We start from the raw sequence: 13,468 nt of genomic DNA on the forward strand, positions 1-13,468 counted from the left end.
TGTGGGTGGACGGCGGCAACCACCTGGCCACGGGTCGTTCTCATGGCCCGCCGACTCACCGGCGAGGCCCCCGTCTCCTGGGGAGACGGCGATCTCTCAGGCGTGTCCCGATCGGCTCCGCTGCTGCGGCATCACCTCCTGGCGGTGCATCAGCACGAAGCCGCCCTCCTGCGCCACCAGGGCGTACCCCGTACGGCTGCTTTCCACCAAGTGCTGCTGTTCCGCTTCAGCGCTGAGCGGCGCGCCCAGCCACCCTCGCGTGCTGTCCGGCGCCCAGACGTCCACCATGATCCACTGGGGGTTCGGGCGGCTGTCGTTCGAGCCGTAGAGGCTGACGCTCGTACGGTTGCTGAGCTGGGGCACCAGATGGTCGGACGTCTGGACCGTGGCACCGTCGGGGATCTTGTCCATCAGGCGGTGGGCGACGGCGACGCGAGGATCGGTCCGCCAGGTGTCCGGCTGGACCAGCTGGAACAGGGGGAAGTTCGGAAGGATCACGAGGGTGATCGCGGCGCAGCCCGCGAGGTAACGGCGCAGACCGCGCACGCTCGTCCCGCGTCGCACCAGGGCGTCGATGAAGGCCGCGAAGACCATGGGCATCAGGACGAGCGAGTAGTGGAAACCCGTCCCCCAGTGCAGGCCGTTGCTCGACGTGAAGCGCCACACCAGAGTCGGCAGGGCGACCCACAGCAGCGGGGACCGCATTGCCAAGAACATGGTGGGAGCCAGCATGAGTACGAAAGTCGACACCTTCGTCTGGGGGGTGACCAGACCGATCGTGCCCCGGTGGAGCAGATCCAGCAGACCGCCTCCACTGCCACCGTCGACTCCCGGTGCTCCAGAACCGCCCCCGACCAGGGACCAATAGGCGAAGGACCCACTCGGGCTGAAGGCCGGCAGAACCACGAACAGTGCTAGCGCCGCTGCGGCCACACCGGCTGCGACCGTGAACATGCCGAGCCTGCGGTCGCCTCGCCAGGCGATGACGAGACCGATGACGAGAACCGTGAGTCCGAGGTCCTCCTTCACGAGCAGCAGGGGCAGAGCCCAGTACGCCGCGGCGCTCAACCGGTCGTTCCCGAGGGCGGTCAGCGAGAACGCCAGGAGCGGCACGGCGAACGCCACTTCGTGGAAGTCGTAGCCGACAGCACTCGCGATTCCCCAGGAGAGGCCGTAGCAGGCACCGATCACCGCGCCGGCCGGGCCGCCCAGGGTCCGGCGTGCCCAGAGAGTCAGCGGGACGACGCTCACGGCGAGAAGCGCGGCCTGCACGACGAGGAGCGTTTCCGCTCCCCGCCACACCCAGTAGAACGGCGCCACGAGCGCGAGGATGGGAGAGAAGTGATCCCCCAGGACGGGAAAGTCCTGGCCCTTCACTTCGGAGACCGGCAAGTGTCCTTCCGCGTATGAGCGGACGACCTGATCGAAGATTCCCAGGTCATAGCTGCTCGTCATCATCCGCTGGTGGAGACGGAGCGACACCGCCGCGTACACCAGGAACAGCGCTCCGGCCATGGCCCAGATCCACCATGTGCCGTAGAAGCCGCCGTTGTGCGGTGATGCGGCCACCGCCTTTTTCTCGAGGGTCGATTGCTGCGTCGGGAGCGTTGCGCTTTTGGTGGGGGATGTTTGCATCGCGAGCCCTTCAGGAAACCGGGAGTGGCGGCCATCAAGATGCCAGCAGCACGCGGTATCCGACCTTGACCAAACTCCCGTGTGGCCAGAATCCCCCGAATGGCCGCACGCATCCGCCTCACCACGTAGGGCACGGCCTTAAGTCCCGCGGCGGATGTCCCGAAGACACGGAGGTAGTGAGCGGCGAAAAGGCCGCGCGGTGGAAGGGAGCATCACGTGAGACCGCTGGGCATCGAAGGGGCCTGGGTGGACACACCCAAGGTCTTCGCGGACAACAGGGGGCGTTTCCACGAGTGGTTCAAGAGTGAAAGGTTCCACGGTTCCATCGGTCAGGGGCTCCAGCTCGAGCAGGCCAATTGCTCCCGCTCCGCTCGCGGCACTCTCCGCGGTATCCACTACGCGTCGGTCCCGCCCGGCCAGGCCAAGTACGTCACGTGCGTCAGCGGCGCCGTCCTCGACGTGGTGGTCGACATCCGCACCGGATCCCCGGATTTCGGGAAATGGGAGGCGGTCCGGCTCGATGACACGACGCACCGCTGCGTCTACCTCTCGGAAGGACTGGGCCACGCCTTCATGGCGCTGGAGGACAACTCCACCGTCGTCTACCTGTGTTCGCAGGGATACGCGCCGCAGCGTGAGTACGGGATCAATCCGCTCGACCCCGCGTTGGCCATCGCCTGGCCCGAGGACCTCGCGCCGTGTCTTTCGGACAAGGACGCGGCGGCGCCCACGCTGGAGGAAGCCGAGCGGCAGGGTCTGCTGCCTTCCTTCGAGGACTGCACCGCGTATCGCGGAAGTCTCGTGAGTGGCGCCTGAGACGGCCGGCCTGCGGCGAAGCCCCTCCCTCGCGGCGGGGCTTCGCGTCGTCGGGAATCACCGGCCGCCATGAAATTGCACCGGAAAATCGGTACTGCGCCGGAATCGGCCTGAGATAGTGCATTGAGGCCGCGCGGGTGATCTTCGTCTATGACACGGAACGAATCGCAATTATTCAATCTCCGGGTGTGAAAACTGGGTGTGTCAGTAACCGACACGTGACACGCATGCGAATGAAGCGCACCGAGTGCGCGCGCTTGCGGTCTGATGCGTCCAAGTTCCCGAGGAAGGTTCTCTGTGAGCCGTAGAACGATCCGAAGTTCACGCGTGAAGTCCGCCGCCATGGTGTCGGTCGGCGCGCTTGCCGTAGTGCTCAACATCGCCCCGAGCGCGACGGCCATCGCTGACGCGATCCACCGGTCCGGCAACGGCGTCGGCGCTGGTGAGGTTGCCACCCCCGGCCCGAACGGCGCCGTGAGCACCCGCGGCGGCGACCGCGGGCCGCAAGGGCCTCGCGGCCACCAGGGCCACGACGGTAAGCGGGGTCCGCAAGGTCCGCAGGGTAAGCCGGGTCCGCAGGGTCCGCAGGGTCCGCAGGGTCCGCAGGGCAACCAGGGTGCGCAGGGCAACCAGGGCAACCAGGGCAACCAGGGTGACCAGGGCTTCCAGGGCAACCAGGGTGCGCAGGGCAACCAGGGCAACCAGGGTGCGCAGGGTAACCAGGGCAACCAGGGTGAGCAGGGCTTCCAGGGCAACCAGGGTGCGCAGGGTAACCAGGGCAACCAGGGTGCGCAGGGTAACCAGGGCAACCAGGGTGAGCAGGGCTTCCAGGGCAACCAGGGCAACCAGGGCAACCAGGGCAACCAGGGCAACCAGGGCCCGCGCGGCTACCAGGGCTTCCAAGGTAACCAGGGCTTCCAGGGCAACCAGGGCAACCAGGGCTTCCAGGGTGACCAGGGCAACCAGGGCTTCCAGGGCAACCAGGGTCCGCGGGGCTACCAGGGCTTCCAGGGCAACCAGGGCAACCAGGGCTTCCAGGGTGACCAGGGCAACCAGGGCTTCCAGGGCAACCAGGGTCCGCGGGGCTACCAGGGCTTCCAGGGCAACCAGGGCAACCAGGGTGACCAGGGCTTCCAGGGCAACCAGGGTTCGCAAGGCGCGCGGGGTCCCGTGACCACGTACTACAGGAACAGCGGTCCCCAAATGATGACCGCGACGGTCTCGTGCGACGCCGGTGACGTCGCCACCGGCGGCGGATTCATGACCGACACCGGCAGCATCCGGGACAACTTCCCGATCGGCCCGGTGGCTGCCCCCAACGGGTGGCAGGCCAGCACCACCGCCGACAACCCGCAGAACATCACCGCCTACGTGGTCTGCGCCGACATCACCCCGTAACTCCCCCGTGAGCGGCGGTGTCGTACCGGCCGTCCGCTTCACCCGGGAACGAGCGACGGTGCCCCGAGGCTTCGGCCTCGCGGGCACCGTCCGTATTCCGTCCGCGCCCACGGAATCGAGGAATGTGCCGGCTCGTCATCGACGACATCAGCGTCAGTCGGTCCGGCCTGCCGGGAAGATACCGCAGTCCTGAGTAGCGTCAACGGTGCAGATGCTGGGTGACCAGGCATCATCCCCCGGTGCTGAACGCCGGGCAGTAAGGAAAATCGGAGAACTATGCGCATTCTTGTGACCGGCGGCGCCGGATTCATCGGCTCGGAATACGTCCGCCGGCGGCTGAACTCGGATCCGACAGCACGGATCACCGTCCTCGACACACTCACGTACTCGGGGGTCGAGGACAATCTGGCACCGGTGGCGGACCACCCGGGATACACCTTCGTCCGGGGCGACATCTGTGACCCGGACGTGGTCGACCAGGTGATGGCGGGCCAGGACGCCGTGGTGCATTTCGCCGCAGAGTCGCACGTGGACCGGTCGATCGAGGGGGCCGGTCCGTTCGTCCGCACCAATGTGATGGGAACCCAGGTGCTGCTGGACGCCGCGCACCGGCACGGTGTCGGCCGCTTCCTCCACGTCTCCACCGACGAGGTGTACGGCTCGATCAGTGAAGGCTCGTGGACCGAGGGATGGCCACTGGCGCCGAACTCCCCGTACTCCGCGTCGAAGGCCGGCTCCGACCTGCTCGCGCTCGCCTACCACCGCACCCACGGCCTGGACGTGGTGGTCACCCGGTGCACCAACAACTACGGGCCGTACCAGTTCCCCGAGAAGGTCATCCCGCTCTTCATCACCCACCTGATGGACGGGAGGACGGTCCCCCTGTACGGAGACGGCCGCAACCTCCGCGACTGGCTGCACGTCTCCGACCACTGCCGGGGCATCGACCTGGTCCTGAAGGGCGGCAGGGCCGGGGAGGTCTACCACATCGGCGGCGGGACCGAGTTGAGCAACCACAAGCTCACCGGCCTGCTGCTGGACGCGGTCGGCGCCGGCTGGGACCGGGTCGAGTACGTGACCGACCGCAAAGGCCACGACCTGCGCTACTCGCTGGACGACAGCAAGATCCGCGAGCAGCTCGGCTACGCCCCACAGGTCTCCTTCACCGAGGGCCTGGCCGCCACGGTCGCCTGGTACCGCACACACCGTTCCTGGTGGGAGCCGCTGAAGGAGAGGGCCGAACCGCGATGACCACGAGCTGGCTGGTGACGGGTGCACACGGGCTCCTCGGCCAGGACGTGCTGGCCGAGCTCGCCGGCGATCCGGACGCCGTGGTGACGGGACTGGGCCGTGACCAGCTCGACATCACGGACCCGGCAGCCGCGCGCGCGGCCGTTGCCGGTCACGGAGTGGTCGTCAACTGCGCCGCCTGGACGGACGTCGACGGCGCCGAGCGGTCCGAGTCGGCGGCCACAGCCGTGAACGGCACGGGCGTCCGCCACCTCGCACGCGCCTGCGCGGACAGCGGCGCACTCCTGCTGCACATCTCCACCGACTACGTGCTCCCGGGCGATTCCCGTCGACCGTACCCGGAGGATGCACCGACGGGGCCCGTCAACGCATACGGACGGAGCAAACTGGCGGGGGAGCGGGCAGTCGTCGAGCTGCTGCCCCGCGTCGGCTACATCGTGCGCACCGCCTGGCTCTACGGCGCGCACGGGCCCAACTTCGTGACCACGATGCTGGAACTCGCCGCCCGGCGCGAGACCCTGGATGTGGTGGCCGACCAGCACGGCCAGCCGACCTGGTCCCGTGCGCTCGCCCGGCAGCTGGCGGCCCTCGGCCGTGCCGCCCTGGCCGGTAGGGCCCCGGCGGGCATCTACCACGGCACGGCGGCCGGTCACACCACCTGGTGCGGCCTGGCGCGGGAGACCTTCCGTCTCAGCGGCCTCGACGCCGAGCGCATCCGCCCGGTCGGCTCGGACAAGTTCCCGCGTCCGGCCACCCGCCCGGCGTTCGGTGTACTCGGTCACGGCAACTGGCTGCGGGCCGGCCTCGCGCCCCTGCCCCGCTGGGACGACCAGCTGACCGCGGCCCTGAAGACGCCCGCCTTCGCCGCTCTGGCCGCCGCGGCGCGCACGGACAGCGGACGCCTGACGACCTGAGGGAGGGCAAGGCGACGACCGAGACGGAACGGCCCAGAACGCGACGAGGCGCCCGGCGGAACCTGACAGATCCGCCGGGCGCCTCGTCGCGCAGGTTCAGACCAGCAGCGGTCCGCCGCACCGGGCGGTCCCCTCCTTCATCGCGATGAGGTTGGCGACCACGTACGAGATGTCATTCTGAGCGTGCCACTCGGTTGGGAAGTAGGTGACCAGCCGTGACATCTGGAACTGGGCATCGAGCTCGGGCACGAAGGCACGGTACTTGTTGTCCGTGTAGTACCAGAACGAGTTCTCGTTGTAGTAGGCGACGTGACTCGGGTCCTGGTACGCGCCGCGGCCGTCGGAGCTGGGCGTCATGGTGAGGAGCATGCCGCCGGGTGCCAGCAGCCGGTACAGCTCGTTGATCAGCGGCACCTTCGCGGGCACGCGCTCCAGGAACTCGGTCGCCCGCACCAAGCCGACCGATCCATCGGGCAGGTCCAGCTTCCCGGGCAGGTCCGCGACGATGTCCACACCCTCTCCCGGGTACTGGCCCACGCCCACGTAGCCGGGCGGCTTCTGGCGGGTCGCGCAGAGGTCCAGTGCGAGCAGTCCGCGCCGCTGGGTCCAGGCGAGGGCGTTGGCCTCGATGTACTTGTCGTACAGGACGACCGTCTCGCGCTGGATGTGTGCGTTGATCTTCGGGTCGAGCTGGGTGTTCGTGGAGTGGATCCGCTGCAGGTACAGGCAGCGGTTGATGTGGTGGAAGTCGCCGACGTGGAAGAGGCGGCACATCAGGTCCTGGTCGTCCAGGACCGTACGCGTGGCGTCGTACCCGCCGACCTCCTCGTAGGTCTCCTTGCGGAACGCCCGCACATGGTTGGGCGCGTACCAGATGTAGGAGACGTTGTGCGGCGTCGCCGCCAGGGAAATGGCCTGTAGCAGCTCACGGCCGTCGACGTTCACCTCCTCGTACTCCCAGCCGCACATCGCGTCGAAACGGAGTTCCTCCCGCTTGCCGTCCTCGGTGATGTGCGCGGTGTTGCTGTAGACGAAAACAGCTTCGGGATGCGCGTCGAACGCCTCGCCGAGCTCCGCCAGGCAGTCCTTCGCCAGGAGATCGTCGTGGTCGAGTTCCACGAGGATCTCACCGCACGCCAGTTCGCAGGCCCTGCGCTTCGCCGCTCCGACGCCGCGGATGTCGTCCGCGACCTCCACACGGACCCTCTCGTCGGGTCGCTCCGGCCGCCACCGGGCGCCGTTGTTGAGCAGGACGATCCACTCCCAGTCCGAACAGGTCTGCGCCTGCAGGGACGCCAGGCACTCATCGAGAAAACGGGGACGGTGGCTGGGGGTGAAGACAGAAAACCTGGGCGTCGCGGTCGACGTCATCTGATGCTCCCTGCTTGGCTCGATGTCGGGGAGGGGCTGACGGAATCCCGGAAATCTTCCGGTACTTGGGAACGCAGCGAGGGATTGGCCGCGACGGCACGCCGGAACTCGTTCCCGGCCTCGTCGGTGCGGCCCTTCTCCGCCAGGAGAAGCCCGAGTTGCATGCGGATCGTGGCTGCTTCCGGTTCGGCGACAACGGCACGCTTCAGGAGTTCCATGGTCCGGTCGGGGTCGCTCGACTTCAGCATCATCGCCTCGCTGAAGAGAGCCGACATGAACGACGGATCGATCTTCAGAGCCTTGTCATAGGCCGCACGGGCATCGAGCGTCTTGCCGTTCTGCTGCGCGATGAGCCCCAGGCCGTACCAGGCGAGCTTGTTGTGAGGGTCCATTTCCAGTACGCGCTTGTAAGTAAGCGCAGCCCCACCGGAATCCTGCTGTTGCTGCTGCTGAAGAGCGGTCTGCAACAGTTTGCTCGTGTCCGCGGTCTTCCGGGTCACTGACGCGGCCTTGGACTCCGGGGGCGCGGCCGACGGGGACTGAAAAGCCCAGATGGTCAACCCGGTGGCAACCGCCGCCGTTGTCGCGGCGAGCCCTGTCCACAATCTCCTACGCTTCACTTGGTCACATCTCGTGGAATAGTGAGGGACGGATGGATGCGGCTGATCTCAGGTGGCCGATGTCGAGAGACCGTGGCGTTGCCAGCGGTACCGGATCCGAATCACCGTCATCCACGCCGACGTTACGAGGCCGTACTGATGAGCTGCCATGCGGCAGGCGCTTGGGATTTGCAGACCACCCGAATGCACGTATCAGGGATGTGCTTCGGCGAACCCGATATCGTGAATCTCTTGTTCTCATCGGGTAATTGGGCGTGCTGTGTTCGGCTCCTCATCCTCTGATGGGCCACCAGCGCGGCGCTCACACCGATGAGAACGGCTGCCTGGACGTCATGCGACCTCGACGGCGAGCCGCACGCAAGAACTCAGTTCCCTCCAGGCACGTGACACGACCACCTACCACCGGCGAGCAGGAGTGTCGGCTGACCAGGCCGCTGACCATGTCCCCGCTCGCCACCCGCCCCACCAACGCCTCCCAGCCGCTCGAACCGGCGCAAGCTCTGCCCCTGCCTGATGCACACCACCGACTGCTCGCCCCCGAGCGCCAGGCGGGCGGCCCGGCCGGCCGTCACCGACGACTTCGCCCTGGCGGTCCTCGTCCAGCGCGTGGTCCGTTCCCGTGTCCCAGATCGCACGGTGACGTTGTCCCGGCAGCCCCAGAGCACCGAAAGCCTAGAAGCCGACGATCACATGATCGAGCCATACCGGGCGCTTGGGCGTGCACGGCTTCCATCCTGACGCCTACCCCTGGTGCACCCGGGCGGCGACCATTGACCACGACGTGTTCAGCGGTCCCGTGCCCGTACCGCTGCCGGACCCGCCGTCGCGAACGGACGAGGGGCCGGGCGGACGCCTGCGCCCGGTGCTGAAGGTCGCCGTGCTGGTGGTTGTGCCGGCGGTCGTCGCGAAACAGCTCCAGGGCTGATGACCGCTCACTGTGAGCGTCCGCGGTCCTCCAGATAGCGCGTGTGCGACTCCTGGCGCCGGGCCTCGACCTCCCGCAGGGTCGCCGCGAGCCGGTCCGCCTCCTCGTGCAGCAGGGTGAGCTGGCGCTCGAGGTGGCGCTCCGGCGGTTCGGTGCCGGGCGTCAGCCGGGTCCACCACCGGGTCCGTACGAAGGTGTCGACGGCCTCGGGAATGTCCTGCCGTACGGTACGGGACAGCGCGTGCACGCCCTCCGGGTCCTGCGCGAGCACCTCGGCGACCCAGCCGGGATCCAGCAGCGCGGTCAGGAGCTCGGTCAGTTCGGTGAGCCGGCCGGCCGCCGCCGGGGGCAGTTCCACACCGTCCAGATACTCCCGCAGGCGGCCGAAGTCGCCACGCAGCTCCTCCAGTTGGGCCGAGGGATCCGGGAAGTCCGGCAGCGGCGGTCGCTCCGGCGGGGCGATCAGGGCGCCCGCCCCGTACAGCCCCGCGACGACGACCGGCCAGTACGGGCCCGCGACCCCCGCGAAGGTGAGGGCCAGACCGGCGAGCCCGCAGGCGCTGCCGGTGAGGTTCTTGCGGGACTCCAGATACCTCAGGGGGTTCTTATTGGTAGCCACGGATCTCCTCGAAGGCGCCGTCGAGCGAACCCTTGCGGGCGTCGAAGAGGCGGCCGTCGGTCAGGTCGGCGATGTGCTGGAGCTCGCCCCGGTCGGAGTCGCCGAACAGGATCGGGAAGACCGGGATCTCCTTCTGCCCGCCCGGCAGCCGGCCGTAGAAGCCGTCGAAGTCCTCGGGGTCGGCGCCGCTCGTGTTCTCGCCGTCCGTCATCAGCACGATCGACGTGAACGTGTCGCCGCCCGCGCCCAGATGCTCGTACGCCTTCTCCAGCGACGTGTAGATCGCGGTGTTGCCGGAGGCGCTGAGGGCCTCGGTGTCCTTGCGGATGCCGTCGAGACCGGCCCCCGGGTCCTCGGGCCGCACCACGTGCGTGTGGACGCTCTTGACCTTCGAGCCGAACGGCATCAGCGTCACCTCCTCGCGGTCGCGGAAGCCGTCCGTCAGTCCGGTGAGCGCCTTCTTCAGCCGGTCGAGGCGGCCGCCGTCCATCGAGCCGGAGGTGTCGAGGACGTACACGGTCCGGGAGGGTCGGCGGAGCTTGTTCTCGTAGGAGTCCAGGAGGTGGTCGGCGACGGACCGGCTGCCGGGGAAGGGGAGTTCACGCCGTCGCCCGGTGTCGAGGCCGGCCGCCGGGGCGACGGAGGCGACGACCGGGCGGCGCCGCGTCTGCTGAGTGATCTCCCGCTGGACGGCCGGAGCGCGCAGCGCCTCGGTGAGGCGGCGGACACTCTCGCGGGTGTCCTTGCTGGAGGAGGCGAGCGAGGAGAGCGGGTAGTCGGCGGTCACCACGCCGTCGCGCGGGCGGATGACCGTCAGCCCCTTCATGCCCTTGAGGATCGACTCGTAGTTGAGCAGGGCGTCCACGGTGCCGCGCCGCTCGTACGCCGTCGCCAGCCAGCCCGAGGACCCCGAGGTCAGCTTCTGCCCCTTGAAGAACTCCTTCAGCCGCGGGGTCGCCTTCGCCACGTCCGCGTCCGTGAGCGCCGACTGCGCCCCGGACAGGCCCGAGGCCACCGAGATCAGTGTGGAGAAACCGGAGTTGGAGCGGGCCGGATCGGTCATGCCGTAGGTCAGCTTCCCGTCCGCGACGGCCTTCTCGACCTGGGACCAGGTGACGTTCTCGGGCTTCCAGCCCAGCGCGCTCACGGTCGCCGGCTTCACCCCGATCGCCACCGGGCTCGACATGATCGGCGTCTCCGAGACGACCTTCCTCGCCGCTTCGGGGCGCAGCCGCAGATAGTCGTCGGACGACAGCCACAGCGCGTCGTACGCGCCGTCCACCTTGCCCTTCGCGAGCAGGTCGACGGCGGAGAGGGTGCCCATGTAGGTGGGGCGGACCTTGATACCGGTGTCCTTGCGGACCTGTTCGAGGATCGGCGCCATGTCGCTGAGCTCGCTGGAGGCGAGGACGCGCAGGGTGCCGGGTTCGGGGGTGTTGCCGGCGGACCCCTGCTTCTGGTCCTGCGTCGTCGTGCAGCCGGTGACCGCGGCGGTGGCTGTGACGGCGAGCAGGGACACGACGGCGTAGGCCGTACGACGTCTCACGCGGAGCCCCCTTCCAGGGCGCCCCGCGAGCGGCTGCGCTCCAAGTAGGCGCTCGCATGCTGGAGTTCGGACGTGAGGGACTCGACGGTCGCGGCCATCGACTCGGTCGCCTGGACCTTGTACGTGTCGATGGCGTCGAGGGTGCGGTAGATCTGCTGGAAGGCGGTGCGCAGGGTCTCCGCGCCGACGGCCGGGTCGGCGGCGATGCGCTGGATCTCCCCGCTCTGGGTGGCGAGCATCTCGGCGTTGCCGCGGATCAGGTCCTCGGTCGTGCCGCGCAGGGCGTTGACCTGGTCGACGACCTTGCGCTGGTTCTCGAGGGCGGAGGCCAGCATCACGGAGATGCGCAGTGCGGACACCGTGGTGGTGGCGGCGCGGTCGACGCCCTTGATGAGCTCGTCGTTGTTGCGCCGGACCACGTCCATGGCCAGATAGCCCTGCGCGCACACCGCGAGCTGGGTCAGCAGGTCCTGGTGCTTCTGCCGGACAGGGAAGAGGACGTCGGCGCGCAGGGTGTCGGCCTGTGCGGGGTCCACGGCCTCGGCGGTGGCGATGTGCTCCTCGACCGCCGTGTCCAGGGCCTGGGTGAGGACGACGTACTCCTGGAGCTTGCCCATCGTCTCCCAGAGCCGGACGCGCTCGGTCTGCAACCCGGCGTTGTCACGGCGCAGTTCGTCCTGGCCGCCGCGCAGCGAGCCCACGATCTTGTTCAGGGTGGCCTGCGAGGAGGCGTACTTGGCGACGTGGTCACGCAGCTTGTTGCCGCCGGGCAGCTTGGACAGGAACTTCCGCCCCTTGCTCGCAGGCAGGTCGCGCGGATCCAGGTCCTCGACCACACGTCGGAGTTCGACCAGCGAGCCCGCCACGTGCGACTGGGCGTCCCCGCCCTTGTCGGGCAGACTGCGCAGGGTGCGCTCCAGCATGCGGTTGGACTGCGCGGCGGCGCCCCGCATCTCGCTCGTGCCCAGGCCCGCGATCTCTCCGACCTTGCCCGCGAACTCGGGTGAGCGGGCATCAAGGGCGGCGAGAGTGCCGACGTACTCGGCGGCCCGGCGTGCCATCTCGTCCTGGACGGACGGGTCGACGGGCACCAGCCCGCCCGCCTTCTCACGGGGCACGGGCGCGACGGCCTCGGGCGGTGTGAGGGTGAAGGTGTCTTCGGTCGTCACGTGCTTTTCCCCCTAGTTCCCGGCCCGGCGCGCCATCTCGTGCAGCACCTTGTAGGCGGGCACGGGCGCCTGCCGGACGCCGGTCAGCTTCTGGTTGAGATAGGTGGCGTGGGCGGCGGTGGCCGCCGTGAACTCCGCGGTCGCGCCCTGCGGCCGGAACCCGTGCCTGACGGCGAGCCTGCGCAGGGTCGGGTCGGCGCTCAGGAGCTCACCGAGCGCACGGCCCTCGGGAGTGAGGGGTACGACGGTGTGGTCGCTGTTCGCCGTGGTGTCCGGGTAGAGGACCGTGAGGTCACCGACGTCCTGGCCCTGATTGAGCAGCGCGGCGACCTGCGACTCGTACACGAGCACGAGCGGGTTCCCGGCCCCGCTGATGAAGTCCCGGAACGCCGCGTCCGTGCTGGACTGCTGGGCGCCCTGGACGCTGACGAGCTTGCGCATGAGGGGCGCGGTGCGCCTGACGGCGGCATCGCTGGACGCGACCCGGCCGCCGTCGGCGACGTACGAGGCGGCGGCCAGGTAGAGCGCGCCGGAGTTGGAGGTGTTCGGATCGGTGCTGGCGATGAAGAGCGTGCCGGTCAACTCGCCGTGCGCCGCGGCCCCCTTGAGCTGCTGCCAGGTCCGGTCCTGCCCGGCGGCCTCGAGGTACGCGGCCATCCTGAGCGTGCCGGTGCCCTTGCCGACGGTCGCGAGCCCGTTCGCCGCCAGGACCTCGGCGGCGCTGCGGTGCGCGACGACCACGAGGGGCGAGTAGAACGGGCGCGGCAGCGGCTGCCGTACGTGGTACTTGGCGGCCAGCTCGTCGGCCGGGGCCTGGCTGGAGGGGAAGGCGAAGTCGTACCCCGTGAGGTCCAGGCCGTCCATGGCCCAGGACCCGGAGGTCTCCGTCTTCACGGTGAAGCCCTTGGCAGCCAGGGCCTTCACCACGTCGGGATCGGCGAAGAACTCCGCCTTCTCCGATCCGATCACTCCTTGCACGGTCTTCGTTGCCGTGCCCTTGTCCTGACCTTCGCGGCCCCCGATGACGGCTGCTACCACGCCGCCGATCAGCAGGACCGCCAGGACGATTCCCGCGATGCGTCTCACATCGAGGAGAGTGCTCCCGGAACCCAACATTCCCGGCCGTTCCGGGTGAACGGAGGGTGTCCGACCGATCCCGGTATGCAACCGGAGCGGCGGCCTCCTGCTGCGGGTGTCACCAGGT

The 13,468-nt window shown here is 68.8% G+C and carries 12 protein-coding genes; 5 read left to right on the forward strand and 7 right to left on the reverse strand.

The features are described 5' to 3' along the window. Window positions 1-96: 96 nt before the first annotated feature. Complete coding sequence (locus FNV62_RS32150; RefSeq protein ID WP_225900449.1) at window positions 97-1,569, reverse strand: DUF2079 domain-containing protein; 1,473 nt, start codon at window positions 1,567-1,569, stop codon at window positions 97-99. 282 nt (window positions 1,570-1,851) lie between these two features. On the opposite strand from FNV62_RS32150, the gene FNV62_RS32155 reads away from it, so the two are divergent. The 4 genes from FNV62_RS32155 (at window position 1,852) to rfbD (ending at window position 6,014) form a co-directional block, all read left to right on the forward strand. Then, window positions 1,852-2,451: a dTDP-4-dehydrorhamnose 3,5-epimerase family protein gene (locus FNV62_RS32155; protein ID WP_097286051.1), complete on the forward strand. Its 600-nt coding sequence runs from the start codon at window positions 1,852-1,854 to the stop codon at window positions 2,449-2,451. Window positions 2,452-2,748: 297 nt separating this feature from the next. Next, window positions 2,749-3,849 carry a hypothetical protein gene (locus tag FNV62_RS57180; protein ID WP_263986788.1) on the forward strand — a complete coding sequence of 367 codons (1,101 nt, stop codon included), beginning with the start codon at window positions 2,749-2,751 and terminating at the stop codon, window positions 3,847-3,849. Window positions 3,850-4,125: 276 nt separating this feature from the next. Next, window positions 4,126-5,100, forward strand: a complete 975-nt coding sequence (gene rfbB, locus FNV62_RS32165) for a dTDP-glucose 4,6-dehydratase (RefSeq protein WP_143602771.1) — start codon at window positions 4,126-4,128, stop codon at window positions 5,098-5,100. Continuing rightward, on the forward strand, window positions 5,097-6,014 hold the full coding sequence (gene rfbD / locus FNV62_RS32170; RefSeq protein ID WP_143602772.1) for a dTDP-4-dehydrorhamnose reductase: 918 nt from the start codon (window positions 5,097-5,099) through the stop codon (window positions 6,012-6,014). The genes rfbB and rfbD overlap by 4 nt, the downstream gene beginning before the upstream one ends. 96 nt (window positions 6,015-6,110) lie before the next feature. Here rfbD and FNV62_RS32175 read toward each other — a convergent pair whose 3' ends face one another. Continuing rightward, complete coding sequence (locus tag FNV62_RS32175) at window positions 6,111-7,385, reverse strand: glycosyltransferase (RefSeq protein WP_143602773.1); 1,275 nt, start codon at window positions 7,383-7,385, stop codon at window positions 6,111-6,113. Beyond that, window positions 7,382-7,885 (reverse strand): tetratricopeptide repeat protein, encoded by a 504-nt coding sequence (locus tag FNV62_RS32180; protein ID WP_164331799.1) that lies wholly within the window; start codon window positions 7,883-7,885, stop codon window positions 7,382-7,384. The genes FNV62_RS32175 and FNV62_RS32180 overlap by 4 nt, the downstream gene beginning before the upstream one ends. 832 nt (window positions 7,886-8,717) lie before the next feature. On the opposite strand from FNV62_RS32180, the gene FNV62_RS32185 reads away from it, so the two are divergent. Beyond that, window positions 8,718-8,930, forward strand: a complete 213-nt coding sequence (locus FNV62_RS32185) for a hypothetical protein (protein ID WP_143602774.1) — start codon at window positions 8,718-8,720, stop codon at window positions 8,928-8,930. A 7-nt stretch (window positions 8,931-8,937) separates the two neighbouring features. Here the strand turns inward: FNV62_RS32185 and FNV62_RS32190 are convergent, their stop codons facing one another. The 4 genes from FNV62_RS32190 to FNV62_RS32205 are packed head-to-tail and all read right to left on the reverse strand — an operon-like array spanning window position 8,938 to window position 13,350. Next, window positions 8,938-9,549, reverse strand: a complete 612-nt coding sequence (locus tag FNV62_RS32190) for a hypothetical protein (protein ID WP_225900450.1) — start codon at window positions 9,547-9,549, stop codon at window positions 8,938-8,940. Beyond that, window positions 9,536-11,095, reverse strand: a complete 1,560-nt coding sequence (locus FNV62_RS32195; RefSeq protein ID WP_186003124.1) for a substrate-binding and vWA domain-containing protein — start codon at window positions 11,093-11,095, stop codon at window positions 9,536-9,538. Before FNV62_RS32195 ends, FNV62_RS32190 begins: the two co-directional genes overlap by 14 nt. Next, a complete protein-coding gene (locus tag FNV62_RS32200) occupies window positions 11,092-12,264 on the reverse strand; it encodes a toxic anion resistance protein (RefSeq protein WP_143609105.1) in 1,173 nt (390 codons plus the stop codon). Before FNV62_RS32200 ends, FNV62_RS32195 begins: the two co-directional genes overlap by 4 nt. 12 nt (window positions 12,265-12,276) lie before the next feature. Continuing rightward, window positions 12,277-13,350: a substrate-binding domain-containing protein gene (locus FNV62_RS32205; RefSeq protein ID WP_143609106.1), complete on the reverse strand. Its 1,074-nt coding sequence runs from the start codon at window positions 13,348-13,350 to the stop codon at window positions 12,277-12,279. Window positions 13,351-13,468 lie beyond the last annotated feature (118 nt).

Source organism: Streptomyces sp. RLB3-17, assembly GCF_007113425.2.
Classification (GTDB): Bacteria; Actinomycetota; Actinomycetes; order Streptomycetales; family Streptomycetaceae; genus Streptomyces; species Streptomyces mirabilis_D.

Bases quoted from the DNA above. Each gene is read 5' to 3' on its own strand.
- rfbB (WP_143602771.1), top strand. From the start codon at position 4,126: ATGCGCATTCTTGTGACCGGCGGCGCCGGATTCATCGGCTCGGAATAC.
- rfbD (WP_143602772.1), top strand. From the start codon at position 5,097: ATGACCACGAGCTGGCTGGTGACGGGTGCACACGGGCTCCTCGGCCAG.
- FNV62_RS32175 (WP_143602773.1), bottom strand. From the start codon at position 7,385: ATGACGTCGACCGCGACGCCCAGGTTTTCTGTCTTCACCCCCAGCCAC.